This window comes from Prevotella mikamonis (assembly GCF_055381405.1).
This window is the reverse complement of record NZ_AP035785.1, coordinates 2,149,516-2,170,947: the sequence shown is the minus strand read 5'-3', so window position 1 is coordinate 2,170,947 and position 21,432 is coordinate 2,149,516. Positions and strand designations below refer to the sequence as shown.

The following is a 21,432-nucleotide window of genomic DNA, read 5'->3' as shown; positions in this document are numbered from 1 at the left end:
CTGCCTTATTCGGCATACATCTCTTCGATGACACTCTGATAATTTTTATTGATGACTCCACGCTTCAGCTTGAGCGTGTTGGTTAGTTCTCCTGTCTCCATCGAGAAATGATGGGGCAACAGGGTAAATCTTTTCACTTGTTCGTAATAGGCCAGTCCCTGCATCAGCGTTTCGATACGCTCTTTCATCATCTGCTGTACTTCGGGGTTGGCACATAGTTCTTCGCGGTTGTTGAAAGCTACACGATGCTCACGGGCCCATTCTTCGAGAACGGTATATTCGGGTACTATCAGCGCAGAAACAAACTTACGCTGGTCGGCTATCACCGCTGCCTGTTCTATATACTTGTCGACCAGCAGCATGGCTTCGAGCTGCTGGGGGGCTATATACTTGCCATTCGAGGTCTTGAAGAGGTCTTTGATGCGCTCGGTGAGGAAGAGTTCGCCATTCTTCATATACCCAGCATCGCCCGTATGGAAGAATCCGTCTTCGTCGAAGGCGGCTGCATTGGTGGTATCGCGCTTGTAGTAGCCGCGAGTAATGGTAGGACCTTTCAGCAATACTTCGTTGTTCTCGCCTATCTTTATCTCTATGCCATTGATGGGACGGCCCACAGAACCGACGGTGAACGGCTTGCCCCTGTGGTCGCAAGAGACCGTGGCCAGACTCTCTGTAAGCCCATATCCCACAAGCATATCGAGACCTATGGCATGGACGAATTCCTCTACTTCGGGCGAAACATACGCTCCCGCAGTGGGGAAGAAGTTGGCATTCTCCAGTCCTATCTGCTTGCGCACGAGACTGAGGACCGTCCGATTCATCATCTGGTATTCCATCTCCAGCATCAACGGCACTCGCCGGCCCTTGCTGAGATAGTCTATATTGCGCTTCTTGCCGACCGACAAGGCACGCAGGAACAGCTTGCGCTGTACCGGGCCGGAGCTTTCTACACGCGCTTTCACAGCCACATAGACCTTTTCCCAGAATCGGGGAACGCTGCTCATGCAGGTAGGATGGGTCTCGCGCATGCTCTGCTGTATCTCTTTCGGATTGGTATTGATAATCAGCTGAGCACCTGCCGACAGGGAAAGATAAGCCCATGCACGCTCAAAGATGTGTGCGAAGGGTAGGAAATTGATGACTCTGTCACTCTCGGTAACGGGTACACACTCGCCATTGGCTTTGAGGGCAGCGGCATACTGACCGTATGTGAGCTGCACACCCTTGCTGTCTCCGGTGCTTCCGCTGGTATAAAGGATGTTGCATAATTCGTCGTCTGAAGCTTGTTTCCACAATGCTTCGACCTCGGTCTGGCGTGGAAGGCCCTCTCCGAGTTTCAGAAAATCGTCGAAATAGATAGTTGCAGGGTCGTGCGTACTGATTCTCACACCATGGTCGAACACGATGATACGCTCCAAAGAAGAGCACAGCGCAAAGATACGATGGGCTCTGTCGTACTGCTCCTGTTCGCCAACAAAGAGGAAACGGATTTGCCCGTCATTGATCATGTGCTGTATCTGCTGCTCGCTACTGGTAGAATAGAACGGTACGGAGACTACTCTGATGCCATAAGCACCGAAGTCGGTATAAAGATACTGGATGCAGTTTTGGGCGTAGACAGCAATGTGTTCCTGGGGCTTGATGCCCAGATTAAGGAGCGCATTGCTCACTTGCTTGACGCGCAAGGAGAATTGATTCCACGAAACAGTCTTCCACTCTCGACTTCCAAAACTCCGAAAGGTTAGCACAGGACGGTTTTCATACTTCTTTGCCTGTTCATGAACAAGTATTGAGAGATGGCATTTTGTTTGCATAATCCAACGATTTTATTTCTTGCAAAGATAGTGGAAATCAGATAGAACAGCAAAAAAATACAATTATTTTATTACTTTTGCCTACACCTATGACACAGAAAGAATATACCGACGAGGCAGTCAGACTGCTCAGTCAGCTCATTGCCATTCCTTCTATCAGCCGAAATGAGGAAAAAGCGGCTGACCTGATGTTCGAAACCATAGCCGAATATGGGTTCTCGCCATGTCGTGAAGAGAACAACGTGTGGGTGATAGACCCACACTTCGACAGCTCACGACCGACTCTGTTGCTCAATGCCCACATCGACACCGTAAAGCCTGTAGCCACCTGGACACGCGATCCTTTCAGTCCGACGGTGGCAGATGGCAAGCTCTATGGGCTGGGCAGCAACGATTGCGGGGGTGGACTGACCACACTGTTACAGACGTTCCGCTATCTCACGGAGCGTCCACAGCCTTACAATGTAGTATATCTGGCATCTGCCGAAGAGGAAGTTTCGGGTATTAACGGCATTCGCCGCGTGTTGCCATTGTTACCGCCTATCGACGTTGCTGTGGTGGGCGAACCTACCGGTTTGCAGCCTGCCATCGCCGAAAAGGGATTGATGGTGCTGGATGTCATAGCCCGTGGGAAGTCGGGACATGCTGCCCGTAACGAAGGAGTAAATGCCATCTACGAGGCATTGGACGATTTGTTGTGGCTCCGTGACTATCGGTTCGAGAAAGTGAGTCCGCTTCTTGGCCCTACCAAGATGACGGTAACAGTGGTCAATGCCGGTACGCAACACAACGTGATACCCGATGAATGCAGGATGTTGGTAGACATTCGAACCAATGAATATTACGATAATCAAGAGGTTTACGACTTCATCTGCCGGCACATGAAGTCTGAGGTGCATGCCCATTCGTTCCATCTCCGCTCATCGCATATCGACATCGAGCATCCATTGGTACGCCGCTGTGTAGACATGGGACTCACACCTTACGGTTCGCCAACCCTCAGCGACCAGGCTCTCATGCCTTTCCCGTCGTTCAAACTCGGTCCCGGAGCGTCTGCCCGGTCGCATTCTGCCGACGAATTTATCTATATTCAGGAGATGGAAAACGCTATCGCTACCTACCAAAAAATATTGGATGGATGCGAGATACCGCCATCCATCCAACATACTTGAACTTCAAGAGACTCTCGTCTACGATTATCTCTTGGTCATAATCGTTTATCTTCCCAGCCAAACTTCAGGGTTTAGCTTGGCAGTCTCTTTGCGCAACTGGAACTGGAGGATGTTGTCGATGCCCACAACACCTAATGCCTGGCGTGTGGAAACTTTCTGTCCCTTGGTCACACTCACCGATTTCAGGTTGCAATATACCGAGATATAAGCGCCATGACGGACCATGACGACCATCGAACCGGCAAAGCCGAACACGGCACTCACCTCGCCATCGTAGATGGAACGGGCCATACAGCCCGAATTGCCCTTGATATTGATACCCTTATTATCCAGACTTACATTCTTCAAACCCTCTACTCGGTATTGCCCGAAATGGCTTACAATCTGGTAACCACCCGTTATCGGCATCGGCAGCCGGCCCTTGTTAGCCTCGAATCCGCCACTCATCATGCGGTCTACGGTGCTGAATCGCTGTGCCTCGTTGTTCCGCTTGGTAGCATCGGCTATCTCTTTGGCTTCGCGGGCTTCATCCGCCCGTGCCTTCCGTTCGGCCGCTACACGAGCCGATTCTGCCTCACGCGCAGCCTGTTCTGCCGCCTCTCGGCGCTCAGCCGCCTCGTTGGCCAACTTCTGGGTACGCTCCCTGCTCTCTTTCTTGGCTGCCTCGGCTGCCGCCTGGAGCTGTGCCTGACGAGCTGCTTCAGCCTCTGCCTTCAGCTTAGCTTCGCGTGCTTTGGCCTCGGCTATACGCCTGGCATTCTCGCGTGCAGCTGCTTCGGCCGCAGCTTTCCGTCGGGCCAATTCCTCGGCGCGTCGCCTTGCCGCCTCTTGAGCGGCTGCCCTACGCTTCGCTTCAGCGATGGCACGCTGCCTGGCCTTCTCTACTTCGATGGCCACCAAGCGGTCTATCTGTGCATTCAGAGCTGCGTCTTTCTGGCGTTGCTCACTGATTACCTTCTGAATTGTCTTCTGCTGGTTCTGCAACGAAGCCACCACTTTCTTCTGTTCATCCTGCTCTCCGATGAGGGCCGACTGTTCTTTCTTGCCCTTGTAGAGCAGATTGTTCTTCTGGCTACGTACGTCTTGCAGCTGCTGGTGTTTGCTATCCACCTGCGCCTGTTTCGACATGACCATCTCGCCTTGTGCTTTCTGGTAGTCAGCATACTCACGCACGAAGCGCAGCCGCCTGTACATCTGCGTCAATCCCTTGGCCGAGAAGATGAACATCAGCTTGTCCTGAATCGTGCTATTGCGTGCCATGTAGCGCATAGACTTGATATATTTTGCCTTGCGGTCGGCCAACTGCTGCTCCAAAGTCTGCAACTGCGCTTTCAATATATCCAGATTGCCCTCGATGTGGTGAATATCTTTCTGAATACCCTCGATGTTTTTCTGTCGCTCATCAATCTGTGTATTCAGCGTCATCAGTTTCTGCAATCGCTTCTTGACGTCGGCCTGGTTGGCCCTGAGTTGCTGTTCCTGCTGCCTAATCTTCTTCTGTATCTGCGAGCGTTGCCCTTGCAGACTTTTGATAGACGCATTGGAATAGACGGCAGTCTTCTTGTTTGTCGCCTGTGTTTTGCCGGTCTTCTTCTTTCTTACTGTCGTCTGCGCCTTCCGCTTTTGTGTCTTCACCGCTTTTTTCTGGGCGGGAGCCACTAAGGCAAAAGCCACAGCCAACCCTATCAACAGTATCTTCTTCATTTAAAAGTTCATGATTTGTTTCAAGATATCCTGTGCTGCTATCTGCTTATATTTGTCAGATACAGTCGTCTGCGTGTCCCAGTTGCCGTTGGTCGTCACCCCATCCATAGAGATAGAGACCGTGGCTTGCTGCTGTTTCTTGGTGGCTGTGGTGGTGAAGGAGAATACCTGCGTACCGGGGAACTGCTTCACGCCCACGGTCTTGAAGTCGGAATAGTTCCACACCAAGGTCGATGTGCCGTGCTGTGTACTCTTGTAAGTGACGTCGGTACGCAGAATCCGACCGTTACTCTTGTCGGCATTCCATTGGTAAGTCAGGTTGCCGTCGGCCAAAGTCACAGGAACTGTACCGCCTGCTGCTTGTAAGTCTACACCATATTTTTTGAGATTCGACTCAGACACCTTCTGCTGTCCGGGCAGGAACAACTGATTCCAGAACAGTGCCTGTAGGCTGTAGAAGTTCAAACCATTGTTCTTCAGGAAGTCCAGCTGATTGTAGTCGGCCTTCACATACTGCTTGTGCAGACGGTCGATGACGAGTACGTACGTCGGGGTAAACTCCAGTCGGCCCACCTCTGTACCCAAAAACGGAATGGTAATCTGCAACCGTATCACCTGGTCTTTGCGCATACGCAACTGTCCAGGCATCGTGATATCCTTGCTGCCAGCCTTCAGATTGAACGTGATACCGCCCACTATATTCTCCGCATACACTTTCGTGTCGGCCACTTTTTGCACAAATGCCAGACGCTGCATGTCGGGTGCTGTGGCATTGGCTGCCTTGCCCGCTGCCTTACCTGTCGCAGCTGCCACGCCGTTCGTGCCTTGCCCGTCTTTTATGAGTGCTTTTTTGCTTCCGCAAGAGGCCATGAACAAGAGTGCGCCCATGCCCATCAGCCCTATCCTATAAGTTATCTTCATTCTCATTTTACCTATTCCTTGATATATTTCTTCAGTTTCAATTTTCGCTGTATCAGTGCACTTGTACTTCCTGCCTTGACGGCTTTCTGCCACAATTCCACCGCCTTGTCAGGTTCGTTGCATCTGGAGTGGATGTCGCCGGCATGCTCCAATATCACGGCACTCGCCACCGAATCGGTGTCGCTTGCTATGGCTTGGTCTATATAAATCTTCGATTCCTCGTACCGCTCCTGCAAGAATAGAATCCAGGCGTAGGTATCCAAGAAAGTAGAATTCTTGGGTTCGGCCTTCACCGTGCGGAAACTCATCTCCTCAGCTTTTTTCAGATTCTGTCCTACCTCGCTCAGATAGTAGGCGTAATTATTCAGGCAGCTCACGTTGTCGGCCTTCCATTGCAGACAGCTGTCGTACGCTGCAAACGCCTCTTGGTCTTTTCCCTTCTGATGGAGGATGTCGCCCATGATGGCATAGAAGTCGGATACGATGTCGGGATTGCTGCGCGAGTTAATCTGACTCACTCCCTTGCGGAAGGTAGACAGTGCCTCGTCGTTGTTCTCTTTCTGGAAATGGGCCAGTCCCTTGAAATAGTAGAACGCCATTTCGTCAGGATTATAGAGCAAGGCTGGTTCGCACAGCGCAATGATGTCGTCCCACTTCTTCTTGGGCCACAGTCCCTGAATGAGCTGCAAACGCGCCCCTACATTGTCGGGACTGATGCTCAATACGCGGTTCAAAGCCCGCTTGATGCTGTCTTCGGGCATCTTCTTCAGTGTCATGTAGGCAGCTGCCAACTCTGCCACGTCACCGTCTTTCGAGTTTTGCTGCAACACGCGGTCGAACAGCTGCACGATTTCCATGCTGTCTTTCCCTTCACTCTCGCTCTCCTGAATCAGTTGGCGCATCATCGTGACACGGTCTTTCGAGCTTGTCTTCCTGCTCATCAGGATACGTTCGGTCAGTTGGTGTGCCAGGGAGTCCTTACCTGTAGCGCGGTAATAGTCGCGCATGGAACTTTCGGCATACACGTTGTCGGGTTCTTCTTTCAGTGCCTGCTGGAATATCTTGTAGGCTTCTTTCTGCCTGTTGTTCTGCATCAGCCAGTTACCCATCATCACCCTGTAGCCCACATCGCTGGGATGAGCGTCGCAGAGTGCCTTGAGCACTTTGTGGGCCGACTTCTTGTCGCCCTTCATTTCGTAGATACGCATCTTGGCCAGCGTCATGTCCTCGCTGTTGCCTTCCATCAGTTCCAGGCGGTTGGTGGCGTCGAGCATCATGTCGTAGTTCTTCTCGTGCTGGTAAAGCTGTATCAGCACGTTCAGCACATCGCTGCGGTCGCGATTGTTCTCATACAACTTCTCAAAAGCAGCAATGGCCTTGTCGAATTGTCGGAAGCCGATATAGTTCTGCGCTACATTCTCCTGATAGGTGCTGTTTTGCGGAGCGAGCGCGGCTGCCCGCTGCAAATCGGCCATCGCCAGTGTGTCTTCGTGCTGTATGCCGTAGATGCGTGAGCGCAGGAAGTAGGCTTCGGCTGCTTCCGGGCGCATTGTGATGCAGCGGTTCAGCAGCGTCAGTGCCGAGTCGTTGTGTTCGGCATTGAGTTGCCTCGCAGCCTCCAGGAAGTGAGCCTCGTAGCTGTTGCGCACGACAGCCGGAATGGTGTCGGGCGTAAACTTGGGTTTCGTCGTGTGTATATCGTTGTCGGCCAGGGCAGGATACAGGATGGCTGCCCCCATGAAAGCCGCCAATAGAGATATCAAATGTTTCATATTATTTCACTCCGGTATGTCCGTATCCTCCTGCTCCGCGCTCGGTCTCGTCGAGCTGTTCCACCAGTTCGAACTCGGCTTGCTCGTGGCGTGCTATCACCATTTGGGCAATGCGTTCGCCGTCGTTCACTGTAAAAGGCTCGCTGGAGAAGTTGACCAGCAGCACCATGATTTCGCCGCGATAGTCGGCATCCACCGTTCCCGGTGTGTTGAGCACTGTCAGTCCGTGCTTCAAGGCCAGTCCGCTGCGAGGACGTATCTGCGCCTCGTAGCCTGCCGGCAGGGCAATGTGCAGTCCTGTAGGGATGAGCCTGCGCTCCAACGGTTTGAGAATGATGGGCGCATCAATGTTGGCCCTGAGGTCGAGTCCGGCACTTTGCGCCGTCGCATATTGCGGTAACGGCTGTCGGCCGGTATTTACTACTTTTATCTTCATATCAGATACTATATCTTGCAAAATTAATCAATTCTGTCTGAATAGTTTCCTTTTTCATCTTAAAAAAGAAAAATAGCAGCGCAGGGAGACTGCACAACCGTCCGTCATGAGTGTGTTTGTCGGATAGAAGAATAAAAGGACAGAAGAAGAATAACCCGATAAAGCATGGTATGAGCAGCACTTTGCTCCACAATTCAATAACTCATCAACTTGTATGAGCAGCGCCTTGCCCTGCGACTCAATAACTCATGAACTTAAAAACTCAGCAACTCAAAAAACTGCAAGGCCTCGGCAGCGTTGCTGTTTGGCCTTTGCAGCATTGCTGTTTGGGCCTTGCAGCGATGCTGCCGAGGCTTTGCAGTAAATAGATGGAGTTTTTTGAGTCTCCGGGTTGATGGTTTTTGGAGACTCAATCCTCATTTATCGGATGACGAGGTGGCCGCCTTTGACCAGTTCGTCGTGCGATATGCGATACTTGGAAAGAGGTTTTCCGCCCAGCGTCATGCTGTGGATGCGGTCGGCCTTGGTCTGCCGCTCTATCACGATGTCGCCCTGTGGATAATACTTGCGGTCGAGGTGCAGCGTCACCTTGTCGAAAGCGGGCATCGTAAGGCTGTAATACGGACTGCCGGGACAGTCGGGATAAAAGCCCATCATCGAGAAGAGCGCCCATGTAGACATCGTTCCGGTGTCGTCGTTGCCGGGAATTCCGTCGGGTTTATCGGTGAAATAGCGGTTCAGGAGACGCGTCACCTCTTTCTGGGTGCGCCACTCTTCGCCGGGGAACTGGCAGAACAGATAAGGATAAGCGATGTCAGGCTCGTTGGCAGGGTCGTATAGTTTCTGGTCGAACACCATCTGCAGACGGTCTACGAACTTCTTGCTGCCACCCATGAGCTTGGCCAGTCCCTTCACATCGTGGGGCACATAGAAGGTGTAGTTCCACGCACTTCCTTCGTGGAAGCCGGGTGCATTGGAGAAATCAGCACCTGCCTTGGGGTCGAACGGAGTCAGGAACTTACCGTCGGCCTTGATGGGACGCAGCGTTCCAAACTCTTTTGAATAATAATGACGATAGCCCAGACTCTGCTTACGGAAACGTGCTGCATCGGCTTTCTTGCCCAGTGCATCGGCCAGGTTGGCCAAGGCATTGTCGGCCACGTAGTATTCCAACGCGTGAGACACACTGTTGTCGCCCGACTCATCGGCTGCATATTCGCCCAGGGGTATGTAACCGCGTTGCAGATAGGAGTCTATGTCGGGGCGCATCTTGTTGTCTTTGCCCGGTGTAGTGGCCGACTTGACGAAAGCCGTATAGGCTGCATTGATATCGAAGTCGCGCAGCCCTTTGAGGTAGGTATCGGCAATGACGGGAATAGCAGGGTCGCCCTCCATCGTCCAGGTCTCCCGCCCGAACAGCTCCCATTTAGGCATCCATCCCCATTCGCGGTACATGTCGACCATCGAGCGCACCATATCCAGCTGGCGGTCGGGGTAGAGCAATGTCTCCAGCTGATGCACATTGCGGTACGTATCCCACAACGAGAACACCGTATAGCGATTGGTGGCAGTCTTGCCATTGCCGCCGTTCTCCATCAGCGGATACTGGCCGTTGACGTCTTGAAGGATGCTGGGATGAATCTGGCTGTGGTAAAGAGCCGTGTAGAAGACGCGGCGTTGCGTCTCTGTGCCGCCTTCTACCGTGATGCGGTCGAGACATTGAGACCACGCCTCTACTGCTTTCGCACGAATATCGTCGAACGAGAGCGAGGGCTGCTCGGCTTCCAGATTCTGCCGTGCATTGGCTATAGAGACAAACGAGACACCCATCGACACCTCTATCTGCTCGCCCTCGGCGCAGTCGAAGTCGAAATAGTAGCCCACTTCGTCGCCCGCCAGCTCGCGAGAGTAAGAGGTATAGAGCTTATAGCGGCCATTGTCTTTGTCCCACTGTCCCTCTACGCCCGTCATCTTGGGCTGCTTCTTCCAGTAGCCGGAGCTTTTGGGCGTCTTGTTCACACGCATGACGAAGTACATGGGGAACACGGCTTGCGCGGTATAACAGAAGTTGCCGAGCAGTCGGTAGCCCTCTATCTCGCTCTCAGAGACACGGCGCACCATGCCGCCTACCTCGTTGGTGAGACCGCTGCCGACGTTCAAGAGGATGTGGCCTTCGCCTTTGGGAAAGGTGTAGCGTTCACGCGAAGAGCGCAGGGTAGACGTTACCTCGCAGTCGATGCCGTACTTCTTCAGCTTCACGGCATAGTAGCCGGGCGATGTTTTCTCGCCGGTATATTCCGAACCGTAGTTGTGATAGTCGACATCGAGCTTGCCCGTGGTGGGCATGGTGAGCAATGTGCCGAGTTCGGGACAGCCCACACCGCTCAGTGTGACGTGCGCAAAGCCGGTAAAGAACTTGTTGTTGTATTCGTAAGGAGCCGACCACCAGCGGGCATCCTTGTCGTATTGGTTGAGGTCGGAACCCATCACATTGAACGGGACGACCGACATAAGCCCGTGGGGCAGCACCGCGCCGGGGTTGCAGACACTGAAATTGGTGGTCCCGATAAACGGGTCTACGTAATCCACGTTTCGCTCTGCCATCGCCGGCAGGGCAGCCAACAGCAACAGCGACAATAAGGTTTTGAATTTCATGCAGTTCTATTGATAGTTAAAATTTAAGCGTAAAATTACGTAAAAAAAGATAATCGCCCAAATTTAGAGCTTTTGCACCGTCTGTTTTTCTTTATTTTTAGTATATTTGCAGTCATTATTAAACTATAAAACCTAGTCATGATATTAAGGAAAAAATTATTGTTATCATTAGCCATTATTGTGCCTATGGGGCTGATGGCTACCGTTCAGAATAACGAGAAACAAGCTATCGACTATGTGAATCCGATGATAGGTGCAGGCGGTCACGGCCATGTGTTCGTGGGAGCTAACGTGCCTTTCGGCTTCGTACAGCTCGGCCCGACGCAATATACCCACGGTTGGGACTGGTGTTCGGGCTATCATTACAGCGACTCGATACTCGTAGGCTTCGGTCATGCGCACCTGAGCGGAACGGGAATCGGCGACCTGGGCGACATCGCTTTCCTGCCTGTGGCCCACAAGAACCATAAATACGTGAAGTTCTCGCACCATGCCGAGACCGTTCGTCCGGGTTATTATGCACTGAAGCTACAGCAGCCCAACGTGCTGGTGGAACTCACCGCTACCAAGCGTGCAGGCTTCCACCGCTACAATTACGGTGCTGACGTGAAGCAAGGACTCATTGCCCTGAACCTGAAGCAAGGCATCGGATGGGACAAGATGACCAGTTGCAAGTTTACACAAGACAGCCCGACCACCATCAGCGGTTATCGCATGTCGAGCGGATGGGCCAAGAGTCAGCAGATGTATTTCGCTGCCGAATTCTCACAACCGGTAAAACTGGTACAGAATCAGGATTCGGTAGGCGTGTTTGCTTTCGAGAACAACGGCTCACCCTTGCTTCTGAAAGTAGGTCTGTCGGCTGTCAGTGCAGAGAATGCACGCGAGAATCTGAAAGCAGAAATCGCAGGATGGAACTTCAACAAGGTTGTGGCCGATGCACAGCAGGCATGGCAAGATGAGCTTGGACGTATCAGCGTACAAGGCGGTGATGAAGACCAGAAGACCATCTTCTATACGGCTATGTATCACACCATGACCGCTCCGTCGGTGTTCAGCGACGTCAACGGGCAGTATCGCGGTGCAGACGGCCAGGTGCACAACGGCAATGGCGTCAACTATACCACCTTCTCCCTATGGGATACCTACCGCTCATGGGGACCGCTGATGACCTTGATTCAGCCTAAGCTGATGGGCGACGTTGCACAAACTTTCATGAACATCTATCGCGAGCAGGGCAAACTGCCCGTTTGGCATCTTGTGGGTAACGAGACAGACTGTATGGTGGGCAACCCCGGTTCTATCATCATGGCCGACCTAGTACTCAAAGGTTTTGTGAAAGATCGCGCAGCTGCCTTCGAAGCATTGAAGAACACATCGCTGAAAGACGACCGCGGTCAGAGCTTCCTGAAGCAATACAACTATATTCCTTTCGACAAGGACGAAACGATGGAGACCGTAGCCAAGACGATGGAGTATGCCATTGCCGACGCCGGAGTGGCTAAAGTGGCTAAGCTGTTGGGCAAGACAGCCGACTACAAGCTTTTCACTAAGCGCAGTCAGGCTTACCGCAACCTCTTCGACCCGACCGTAGAATTCATGCGCGGACGCGATTCCAAAGGCGTATTCCGCAAAGACTTCAGTCCGTTCAAGACAATCCACCGCCAAGATGACTACACTGAAGGCAACGCATGGCAATATACCTGGCTCGTACCGCAGGATGTTCATGGACTCGTAAGCCTGTTCCCCTCGGAGAAAGCATTTGTGAACAAGTTTGATTCGCTGTTCGTTGTAACGGGCGATTTGGGTGCTGAGGCTTCGCCGGATATCTCCGGATTGATAGGACAATATGCTCATGGCAACGAACCAAGCCACCATATACTCTACATGTATAACTATGTGGGCCAGCCGTGGAAGGGTGCTAAGCTTATGAGACAAACCATGAACGAGATGTATACGACCGGTATCGACGGATTAAGTGGCAACGAAGACGTGGGTGCTATGTCGGCATGGTATGTGATGTCGAGCATGGGCTTGTATCAGGTAGACCCATCGGGTGGCAAATATGTATTCGGTTCGCCCATCTGGAACGAAGCTACACTGAATGTAGGAGGAGGGAAGACCTTCCGTATCACGGCTGTAAACAACAGCAAGGAAAATATCTACATCCAGTCGGTAAAACTGAACGGCAAGAACTATACGAAGTCATACATCAGCTATACCGATATCGTGAAGGGTGGAACGCTGGAATTCACGATGGACAGCAAGCCTTCTGCATTCGGTACAGCAAAGAAAGACAGACCTTAAAGCAACAATGAATAACAGTAATAGAAAGCTATTGACAGCAGCAGGCATCAGTCTGCTGCTGAGCGTTCCCACCACAACCGTGTGGGCGCAAGATGTGAAAGTGGAACAAAGATATCTGACCGTAGTGCCGGACAACACCACGAACTACATAACAAAACGGCATCCGGAGAACGAAAGATTGTTCCGCTCGGATGCCGTAGATAAGAAAATAAAAGAGGTGCAGAAGCTGCTGGCCGGCAATCCGAAGCTGGCCTGGATGTTTGGTAACTGCTTCCCTAACACGCTGGAGACCACCGTACACTACAGCAACGCATCGGGCGACGACGACACCTTTGTCTATACGGGCGACATACATGCCATGTGGCTGCGCGATTCGGGGGCTCAGGTGTGGCCTTATGTGCAGTTGGCCAAGAAGGACAAGAAGCTCGCCAAGATGATACGTGGTGTTATTCTGCGCCAATTCAAGTGCATCAATATCGACCCGTATGCCAACGCTTTCAATCCAGGACCTACGGGCGACGGCTGGCAGGACGACGCGACCGATATGAAGAAAGAGGTGTACGAGCGCAAATACGAGATAGATTCGCTCTGCTATCCCATCCGTCTGGCTTATTACTATTGGCTCATGACGGGCGACAGCAGTATATTTGGGGCGGAGTGGCAGGCTGCCATTGCCAACGTACTGAAGACTTTTAAGGAGCAACAGCGCAAGAACGACCGCGGACCTTACCACTTCTTCCGTGTCACCGACCGCACTTACGACACCGTGGGGTGGGAAGGTTACGGTGCACCGGTGAAGCCAGTGGGACTGATTGCCTCTGTGTTCCGTCCGTCGGACGACGCAACGACCTATCCGTTTCTCATTCCTTCTAACTTCATGGCAGTGAGTTCGCTGCGCAAATCGGCAGAAATCCTCACCAAGGTAAATAAGGATGAAGCCACCGCAAAGGCATGTATAGACCTCGCCGACGAAGTGGAAACAGCATTAAAGAAATACGCTGTCTACGACCATCCGAAGTATGGAAAGATCTATGCGTTCGAAGTAGACGGATTCGGAAACCATCTTCTGGCTGATGATGCAAACGTTCCAAGCCTTTTGGGAATGGGATATCTGGGCGATGTAAGCCTCGACGACCCTATCTATCAGAATACCCGACGTTTCGTCTGGAGTGAAGACAATCCCTGGTTCTTCCGTGGCAAGGCAGGCGAAGGCATCGGCGGACCTCACGTGGGATTGAACATGGTGTGGCCCATGAGTATCATGATGAAGGCATTTACATCGAAAGACGATGCCGAAATCAGCGAATGTATGCGCATGCTGCTTACCACTGACGCCGGCACGGGATTCATCCACGAGTCTTTTAACAAGGACGATGCAAAGGATTATTCGCGTGCTTGGTTCGCATGGCAGAATACTCTGTTCGGCGAACTGGTGCTCAAACTTATCGACGACGGCAAGACCGACGTACTCGTAAACTGTCTGAACACTAAATAACACAAAACAATGATGAACGAAAACCAAAAGAGAATAAGCCCGATAGCATGGGTCCCGACGCTCTATTTCGCGATGGGAATGCCCTTCGTGGTGCTCAATATGGTGTGTACGTTGATGTATAAGGGACTTGGAGTGAGCGATACGCAGATTGCGTTCTGGACCAGTAGCATCATGCTCCCGTGGACATTAAAACCGTTGTGGAGTCCATTCCTGGAGATGTATCGCACCAAAAAGTTCTTCGTAGTGCTGACACAGTTGCTCTCAGGGCTTCTTTTTGCCCTTGTCGCATTTGCTCTACACTTGCCCGATTTCTTCGCTATCACCATTGCTATGCTGTTTGTGGTGGCGCTCAGTGGCTCTACCCATGACATTGCGGCAGACGGAACGTACATGTCGGTGCTCAACAACGAAGAGCAGGCACAATGGATTGGCTGGCAGGGAGCATTCTACAACATCGCCAAGCTCGCTGCTACGGGTGGACTGGTGTATCTTGCCGGATTCTTTATCGACCATTACGGAGTGGCCCAGGCATGGACTGTCATCATGCTTATCATTGCCGTTGTCATGGCTGTACTGGGCATCTATCATATTTTTATCCTTCCTTCCGGTGGCAAGCAAGCCGAGAGCAGCAAGACATTGAAAGAGTCGCTGAGCGAGCTATGGGGCGTTTTTGTGGAATTCTTCCAAAAGAAACACATCGTCTACTACGTGTTCTTCATCATCCTCTATCGCTTTGCCGAGGGCTTCGTGATGAAGATTGTGCCGTTGTTCCTGAAGGCATCGCGTGCCGACCAGGGGCTAGGGCTGACAGAACAGGAAATAGGTCTGTGCTACGGAACATTCGGGGCAGCGGCCTTCGTCATTGGTTCTATTCTCGGAGGGTACTATATTGCCCATCGCGGATTGAAGAAAACACTCTTCTCGCTCGCGTTGGTGTTCAACCTCCCGTTCGTGGCTTACACCTTTCTGGCGTTCGAACAGCCGGAGAATCTGATGCTCATCGGCAGTGCCATCACGCTCGAATACTTCGGCTATGGATTCGGATTTGTGGGCTTGACGCTCTTCATGATGCAGCAGATAGCTCCTGGAAAGCATCAGATGTCGCACTACGCATTCGCCAGCGGTATCATGAATCTGGGTGTGATGTTACCCGGTATGATGAGTGGATTGGTGAGCGATGCCCTTGGCTACAAGATGTTTTTCGTCTTTGCATTGGTATGTACCATCCCTGCCTTGCTCATTACGAAGTTCGTTCCGTTTACTTACGAAGACGGGAAATAAGATTATTTAATTACATAAGAAATAAAAACCAGTAACTTATGACAAAACTTATCATTCAGGGGCAACCATTGCCCAACATGCCTTGGGAGAAACGCCCTGCCAACTGCAAGACTACTGTATGGCGCAGTGAGCGAAATCCTATCATCCCACGTGACCTCTTGCCTAACAGCAACAGTATATTCAACAGTGCAGTAGTTCCCTTTGGAAAAGGCTTTGCAGGTGTTTTCCGCTGCGACGACACCAATCGTCGCATGGTGCTCCACGTAGGTTTCAGCGACGACGGCGTCAAGTGGAACATCAACGAAGAACCGCTCCGCTTCGAATGCGACAATGCCGAAATCGGCGAGTGGGTATATGGATACGACCCACGTGTCTGCTTCATCGAAGACCGCTACTACGTTACCTGGTGTAACGGCTATCATGGACCGACCATCGGAGTGGCTTGGACCAAGGATTTCAAGACCTTTCACCAGCTGGAGAATGCCTTTCTGCCCTACAACCGTAACGGGGTGCTCTTCCCCAAGAAAATCAACGGCAACTTTGCTATGCTGAGTCGTCCGTCGGATACTGGTCACACGGCTTTCGGAGACATCTTCTACAGCGAGTCGCCCGACATGGAATTTTGGGGACGTCATCGTCATGTCATGGCACCAGCTCCCTTCGAACAGAGTGCTTGGCAGTGCATGAAGATAGGTGCTGGTCCTATTCCTATCGAGACAAGCGAGGGCTGGCTGCTCTTCTACCACGGTGTATTGCATTCTTGCAATGGCTATGTCTATGCTTTCGGTTCGGCATTGCTCGACCTCGAACAGCCTTGGAAGCCCATCTACCGCAGTGGCCCATACCTCATCACACCGCAGACTCCCTACGAATGTATGGGCGATGTGCCTAACGTTTGTTTCCCCTGTGCCGAGTTACACGACCCCGAAACAGGTCGCGTAGCCATCTACTACGGATGCGCCGACACCGTCACTGGTCTGGCATTCGGATACATTCCTGAGATTATTGAATTCACAAAGAAGAATAGTATCATCTAATCAACCTATCAACATGAAAAAAACAATCTTATCAGTAGCTATCATGATGGCTTCATTATCAGTTCAGGCGGCTGATGCCAACTACAATGTTGTGCCACTGCCACAGAACATTGAAATGGCAAAGGGTAAGGCTTTCGTACTCAATGCCAACACCGTTATCGTAACAGACGAGACTGCCGATATGCAGCGTAACGCTCAGTTCTTGGCCGATTTTATCAAAGAGGCCACCGGAATCCAGGTTTCTGTGGTTCAAGGCAAGGCTAAGGCCAAGAGCGGGAACATCGTACTGCGCCTGAACAAGAAACTCACCGGCAACGAGAGTTACACGCTGACTGTCAACGAAAAAAACGTGACCATCGAGTCGTTGACCCCTGCCGGCGTGTTCTATGGCATCCAGACGTTGCGCAAGTCGTTGCCTGTAGGCAATGAAACAAGTATCAACCTGCCTGCCACCAAGATTTCCGATGCTCCCCGTTTCGGCTATCGTGGCTGCATGCTCGACTGCGCCCGCCATTTCTTCCCCGTTTCTTTCATCAAGCAATACATCGACATGCTGGCTCTCCACAATCTGAACAAATTCCACTGGCATCTCACCGAGGACCAAGGATGGCGTATGGAAGTGAAGAAGTATCCTAAGCTAACACAGATGGGCGCTATCCGTCAGCAGACACTGGTGGGCCACTATGGTAGCGGACTGTTCGACAAAACGCCCTATGGCGAGGGTATGTACTACACACAGGAGCAGATGCGGGAGATTGTGGACTACGCTGCCAAGCGCTACATCACCGTGATTCCGGAAATCGACATGCCCGGCCACATGCTTGGGGCATTGCATGCCTACCCCGAACTGGGTTGTACCGGAGGTCCTTACAAGGTGGCAGAAGAGTGGGGCGTATTCCCCGACATCCTCTGCGCTGGCAAGGAAGAGACCTTCAAATTCGTAGAAGACGTACTCGATGAACTCTGCGACATCTTCCCATCCAAGACCATTCACCTCGGTGGAGACGAAGCGCCACGTACCCGTTGGGAGAAATGTCCGCTCTGCCAGAAACGTATCAAAGACCTCAATATCACCGGCAAGAACGGTTTCTCGGCCGAAGCCCAGTTGCAGGTGTACTTCCTCAACCGCGTAGCTAAATACCTGAAGGGCAAGGGACGCAACGTGATAGGATGGGACGAGATACTCGAAGGCGACGACATCGACCCTGCTACCACCGTCATGAGCTGGCGTGGTGTCGAGGGCGGAAAGATTGCTTCCGACCGCGGTCTGAACGTTATCATGTCGCCCACCACCTATTATTATCTCGACTACTACCAGACCAAGGACAAGAGTGCATTCGTACTCATCGGTGGAGATTTGCCCGTAGAGAAGACCTATGGCTACAATCCTGTACCCGACGATGCTTCGGCCAATCTGAAAAAGCACGTCCTGGGCGTACAGGCCAACTTGTGGACGGAATATGTCCCTAACGCTTCTTTGGCAGAATATATGCTTCTTCCTCGTCTGGCAGCAATGGCCGAGACCGGTTGGACTGCCAACGACAAGAAAGACTTCAACTCGTTCAAGCAGCGCGAAGGCAACCTCACCAAGCTCTACGATACCAAGGGTTGGTATTATTGCAAAGAAGCTTGGCAAGAAGACAAGAAATAATCTCTCTCATTCCCTGCAATCCTTTACCCGATTGCAGGGATTTTTTTGCAATCCCCCACCCTTACCTATCAGCTGAAGATACCATAGAAACGCTATACATGCCGTCTATACATGAAGGAAACAACCGTAGTCGTAAGCCTAATATAAAAGTGTTTCAATTATTAATTATCAATCTTCAATTACCACTTCCCAATTACCTTATTTTGCTGCAAGGCCTCCGCAGTAACGCCGCAAAGGCCTGACAGCATTGTTGCAAAGCCCAGGCAGCAACACTGCCGAGGCCTTGCAGTTTTTTGAAGTTGACGAGTAGACAAGATACGAGTAGACGGGTTGGGATTTTAAGTTCTTGTGCTTTTAAGTTGACGAGTGGCAAGTAAATGGGTTGGCTGATAAATCTACAACAAAAAACAGGCCTATCCCCCATCGGGATAGGCCTGTTTGCGTTTTATGAATATTCTCTGTCGGATTACTTCTTCTTCAAGTCGTAGCTTAAACCGGTAGCGCTTTCCTGCAATTCGGCAGAAACCATGCGCAAGATTGAGTCGTTAGGCTGTGTGAAGTAAAGTTCGTTGCCTTCGCCCAGCTGGAGCTTCAAGCCCTTTACCTGCTTGCCGTCTACGGTCTTCTCTACGTTCTCGGCCTTACCGGTATAGTTGGTAGTCTGGTCTTTTCCGTTCTCAGCTTCGAGATAAGTCTCAGCCACAGCAAATCCTGCGGTAGAGTCGTTAGCAAGCTTTACGGTGTAACGGATACCTGGACCGTCGGCAGCAGGGATAGTTCCCTCGAATACTGTAGTATCGGCAACGGCTGCTACGGAATCAACACTTTCTGAATCTGCTCCAGTTTTAGACTTGGGTTGGCAAGATGCTATCAAAGCACCGGCAGCCAACAACATGATAAATGTTTTTTTCATTATTACTGCTTAATTAAAATAATTGCTGGCAAAGATACGGACATATTGGCATCATTCTAACGAAAGATGAGTTATTTATCGTTAAAAGGATGCTTCCGGTTACAGCTGAATGCTAAAACCAGCCGTCATCCATGTTCCGGGTTGTGGAACGATACCATAGTCTACATACTTCTTGTTGAGCAGATTGTTGCCTGCGACATAGGCGTGGTAACGCTCGGTATCCCATGACAGGCGTGCATCGAGCAGCCCGAAAGTGGAATATCGTCGCACAGCTCCGTCGCTGCCGGTGTAGGAACCTGTACGTGACTGCAACCGATAATTGAGCGCCAGATGCAGATTTCGCCAGAGATGGGTGCGTAGGTTGGCCACCAGCTTATGACGTAGGTATTCCAAGGCATACTGGCTTTGGATGCCATCTACTTCATGCCGGTCTTGATTGATGTAGTTGTAGGCCACCGACAGATGCTCCAGAATGCGCTGTGAGGGCATTAGATGGCTGAGGGATACATCTACACGGGTTTGGACGCCTAGCGCGTTAATACGGCCGAAATTCACCGATTTCCACACGTTGTCGGCCTGTCGGGTGTCGCGTATCCAGTCGATGAGGTTTTTATAATGGTTGTGATAGATGGCGGTACTGGCGCTGATGGCTGCCGAACGATACTTCACGCCGGCTTCAACGGCCGAGAGTTCTTCGGGCTTCAAATGCTTGTCGGCATAGTATCCGTCTTTTTTAAGATAGAGTTCGGTGACCGATGGCATGCGCAGCGAGGAGTTGTAAGAGACGTATACCTTCCAGTTGTTGCCGATGCGGTAACCGGCGTCGATGCCCGGATAGACGCGCATGTTCATTTCGGCCCAACTGTTCTTGACGGCAACGAGACCAGCTGAGAGCGTGAAACGCTTCAAGACGATGTTGTGTTCGAGGTTGAGGCTGATGTTGGTGCGGTTCAGTCCGAGCGTATAGTCCCTGTCTGTACCGTGGATGTGGCGCGGTGTGTTGAGCGGTTCGCCCAGGTTTCCACTCACAAGGTCTTCGTAGCGTAGCTCTGCACCGAAAGCGGTGCGGCCGAGCTGCGAGTCGAAATAACTGTTGAGATTTACGCCGTACACATCGGTGCGATGGTAGTTGAAGGGAACTTTATCGGGCTTTCCGCGGAAGAACTCAAACCTATCCATGTTTCGGTTCCAGTAGATGGACGGCCGGAAGTGCAGGCGTCCCTGTTTGGTGTGGGCCTGTACGGCCGTATAGGTCTTGAAAGTGTGTTCGAACTGGTCGTCGGATTTGGGACTATAGAATGTGTTGCTACCCACATTCTTGGTCGATAGGCCGGCATGCCAATCCACGGTGACGTAGCTGTCGTCGTAGCGTCCTTGGTAGAAAGCCTTGCCACCGTTGTGGTCGGCATTGAGCGTACCGGCCTTGCTGCGGCTGTATCCGTCGCTACGGGTGTAGCTGCCTGAGACGGAATGCGACCAATGTCCGAGCGAATAGTAGGTTCGCGCGCCACCGCTCAGATAGCCATAGCTGCCGGTCTCTACGCGAGCCGAGACTCCGGATGATTGGGGAATACGTGTAACGATGTTGATGGCGCCTAGCAGCGATGACGTTCCATAGGTACGTCCGGCCGGTCCTTCCAGCACTTCTATACGTTCGATTTCAGAAATATCAACGGGGAAATCGAAGGCGTTGTGTGCTGTCTGCGGGTCGCAGATGTTGATGCCGTTGAGTAGAATCGTGATTTGCTCACTGTTGCTACCTCTGATGCTGACGTCGGTCTGAGTTCCCAGGGGCCCTCGTTGTCGTACATCGACGCCTACGGCATATTTCAGCAGATCATTAATACTTTGTACCGGGGCAGCCGCTATATCGGCCTTGCTCAGTACAGTGACCATTCTCGCTTGCCGGCTTTGTGCCAGCGGTGCTCTCGATGCCGTCACACTGACTTCGTCGAGGCTCACTTCGCGCCCGTTGTCATAGAGGGCAGAGTCTGCATTGGCTGTCTGAACGGTGCTTACACCCTCGGCTTTAGCATGAGAGAGTGTTGCGATGCTCAGCGTACCAACGAGCACCTCACGTCCCAGAACGGAGAAGAGAGCATAGCCTTTGTTCGAGAAGTGCTTGAACTTCAGGCTACAGCGCTTGTTGAAAGCTTTTTTGTACATGAATTATTAATAATGATTTGTATGAAAACAGGTGCAAAGGTACGGTAAAAAGGGGATATGACCAAAAAAGTTTTTTAGTTGCATCGGTATGGGAACTGTAGGGACGCG

14 protein-coding genes are annotated in these 21,432 nt (G+C 51.7%); 6 read left to right on the top strand and 8 right to left on the bottom strand.

The window, feature by feature from the left end; all coding sequences use genetic code 11:
- Window positions 1–5: 5 nt before the first annotated feature.
- Window positions 6–1,814, bottom strand: a complete 1,809-nt coding sequence (locus ACZ42L_RS09110; RefSeq protein ID WP_464715903.1) for an AMP-dependent synthetase/ligase — start codon at window positions 1,812–1,814, stop codon at window positions 6–8.
- A gap of 89 nt (window positions 1,815–1,903) precedes the next feature.
- On the opposite strand from ACZ42L_RS09110, the gene ACZ42L_RS09105 reads away from it, so the two are divergent.
- Window positions 1,904–2,986 (top strand): M20 family metallo-hydrolase, encoded by a 1,083-nt coding sequence (locus ACZ42L_RS09105; RefSeq protein ID WP_464715902.1) that lies wholly within the window; start codon window positions 1,904–1,906, stop codon window positions 2,984–2,986.
- Between the two features lie 45 nt (window positions 2,987–3,031).
- Here the strand turns inward: ACZ42L_RS09105 and ACZ42L_RS09100 are convergent, their stop codons facing one another.
- From ACZ42L_RS09100 to ACZ42L_RS09080, 5 genes are all read right to left on the bottom strand, one after another.
- Entirely contained in the window at window positions 3,032–4,690 is a 1,659-nt protein-coding gene (locus ACZ42L_RS09100; RefSeq protein ID WP_464715901.1) for a murein hydrolase activator EnvC family protein, read from the bottom strand.
- Window positions 4,691–5,617, bottom strand: a complete 927-nt coding sequence (gene lolB1, locus ACZ42L_RS09095; protein ID WP_464715900.1) for a lipoprotein insertase outer membrane protein LolB1 — start codon at window positions 5,615–5,617, stop codon at window positions 4,691–4,693.
- Between the two features lie 5 nt (window positions 5,618–5,622).
- Window positions 5,623–7,383, bottom strand: a complete 1,761-nt coding sequence (locus ACZ42L_RS09090) for a tetratricopeptide repeat protein (RefSeq protein ID WP_464698503.1) — start codon at window positions 7,381–7,383, stop codon at window positions 5,623–5,625.
- Window position 7,384: 1 nt separating this feature from the next.
- Window positions 7,385–7,819, bottom strand: coding sequence for a dUTP diphosphatase (dut, locus tag ACZ42L_RS09085; protein WP_464698501.1), 435 nt, complete (start codon window positions 7,817–7,819; stop codon window positions 7,385–7,387).
- Window positions 7,820–8,239: 420 nt separating this feature from the next.
- Window positions 8,240–10,474, bottom strand: a complete 2,235-nt coding sequence (locus tag ACZ42L_RS09080; protein ID WP_464715899.1) for a GH92 family glycosyl hydrolase — start codon at window positions 10,472–10,474, stop codon at window positions 8,240–8,242.
- 138 nt (window positions 10,475–10,612) lie between these two features.
- Between ACZ42L_RS09080 and ACZ42L_RS09075 the strand changes: the two genes are divergently transcribed.
- The 5 genes from ACZ42L_RS09075 to ACZ42L_RS09055 are packed head-to-tail and all read left to right on the top strand — an operon-like array spanning window position 10,613 to window position 18,245.
- Window positions 10,613–12,781, top strand: a complete 2,169-nt coding sequence (locus tag ACZ42L_RS09075; protein WP_464715898.1) for a GH92 family glycosyl hydrolase — start codon at window positions 10,613–10,615, stop codon at window positions 12,779–12,781.
- A 7-nt stretch (window positions 12,782–12,788) separates the two neighbouring features.
- Window positions 12,789–14,276, top strand: a complete 1,488-nt coding sequence (locus ACZ42L_RS09070; RefSeq protein ID WP_464715897.1) for a glycoside hydrolase family 125 protein — start codon at window positions 12,789–12,791, stop codon at window positions 14,274–14,276.
- Between the two features lie 9 nt (window positions 14,277–14,285).
- A complete protein-coding gene (locus ACZ42L_RS09065; protein WP_464715896.1) occupies window positions 14,286–15,557 on the top strand; it encodes an MFS transporter in 1,272 nt (423 codons plus the stop codon).
- Window positions 15,558–15,595: 38 nt separating this feature from the next.
- On the top strand, window positions 15,596–16,594 hold the full coding sequence (locus ACZ42L_RS09060; protein ID WP_464715895.1) for a glycoside hydrolase family 130 protein: 999 nt from the start codon (window positions 15,596–15,598) through the stop codon (window positions 16,592–16,594).
- Between the two features lie 13 nt (window positions 16,595–16,607).
- Window positions 16,608–18,245, top strand: coding sequence for a beta-N-acetylhexosaminidase (locus ACZ42L_RS09055; RefSeq protein ID WP_464715894.1), 1,638 nt, complete (start codon window positions 16,608–16,610; stop codon window positions 18,243–18,245).
- A gap of 466 nt (window positions 18,246–18,711) precedes the next feature.
- On the opposite strand, the gene ACZ42L_RS09050 is transcribed toward ACZ42L_RS09055, so the two are convergent.
- Window positions 18,712–19,158, bottom strand: a complete 447-nt coding sequence (locus tag ACZ42L_RS09050; protein WP_464698488.1) for a copper resistance protein NlpE N-terminal domain-containing protein — start codon at window positions 19,156–19,158, stop codon at window positions 18,712–18,714.
- A 99-nt stretch (window positions 19,159–19,257) separates the two neighbouring features.
- Window positions 19,258–21,324, bottom strand: coding sequence for a TonB-dependent receptor plug domain-containing protein (locus ACZ42L_RS09045; protein ID WP_464715893.1), 2,067 nt, complete (start codon window positions 21,322–21,324; stop codon window positions 19,258–19,260).
- Window positions 21,325–21,432: the final 108 nt, after the last annotated feature.

Coding starts and splice junctions, on each gene's coding strand:
- ACZ42L_RS09050 (WP_464698488.1), bottom strand. CDS start 19,158: ATGAAAAAAACATTTATCATGTTGTTGGCTGCCGGTGCTTTGATAGCA.
- ACZ42L_RS09080 (WP_464715899.1), bottom strand. CDS start 10,474: ATGAAATTCAAAACCTTATTGTCGCTGTTGCTGTTGGCTGCCCTGCCG.
- dut (WP_464698501.1), bottom strand. CDS start 7,819: ATGAAGATAAAAGTAGTAAATACCGGCCGACAGCCGTTACCGCAATAT.
- ACZ42L_RS09070 (WP_464715897.1), top strand. CDS start 12,789: ATGAATAACAGTAATAGAAAGCTATTGACAGCAGCAGGCATCAGTCTG.
- ACZ42L_RS09065 (WP_464715896.1), top strand. CDS start 14,286: ATGATGAACGAAAACCAAAAGAGAATAAGCCCGATAGCATGGGTCCCG.
- lolB1 (WP_464715900.1), bottom strand. CDS start 5,617: ATGAGAATGAAGATAACTTATAGGATAGGGCTGATGGGCATGGGCGCA.
- ACZ42L_RS09110 (WP_464715903.1), bottom strand. CDS start 1,814: ATGCAAACAAAATGCCATCTCTCAATACTTGTTCATGAACAGGCAAAG.
- ACZ42L_RS09100 (WP_464715901.1), bottom strand. CDS start 4,690: ATGAAGAAGATACTGTTGATAGGGTTGGCTGTGGCTTTTGCCTTAGTG.
- ACZ42L_RS09055 (WP_464715894.1), top strand. CDS start 16,608: ATGAAAAAAACAATCTTATCAGTAGCTATCATGATGGCTTCATTATCA.
- ACZ42L_RS09060 (WP_464715895.1), top strand. CDS start 15,596: ATGACAAAACTTATCATTCAGGGGCAACCATTGCCCAACATGCCTTGG.
- ACZ42L_RS09045 (WP_464715893.1), bottom strand. CDS start 21,324: ATGTACAAAAAAGCTTTCAACAAGCGCTGTAGCCTGAAGTTCAAGCAC.
- ACZ42L_RS09075 (WP_464715898.1), top strand. CDS start 10,613: ATGATATTAAGGAAAAAATTATTGTTATCATTAGCCATTATTGTGCCT.
- ACZ42L_RS09090 (WP_464698503.1), bottom strand. CDS start 7,383: ATGAAACATTTGATATCTCTATTGGCGGCTTTCATGGGGGCAGCCATC.
- ACZ42L_RS09105 (WP_464715902.1), top strand. CDS start 1,904: ATGACACAGAAAGAATATACCGACGAGGCAGTCAGACTGCTCAGTCAG.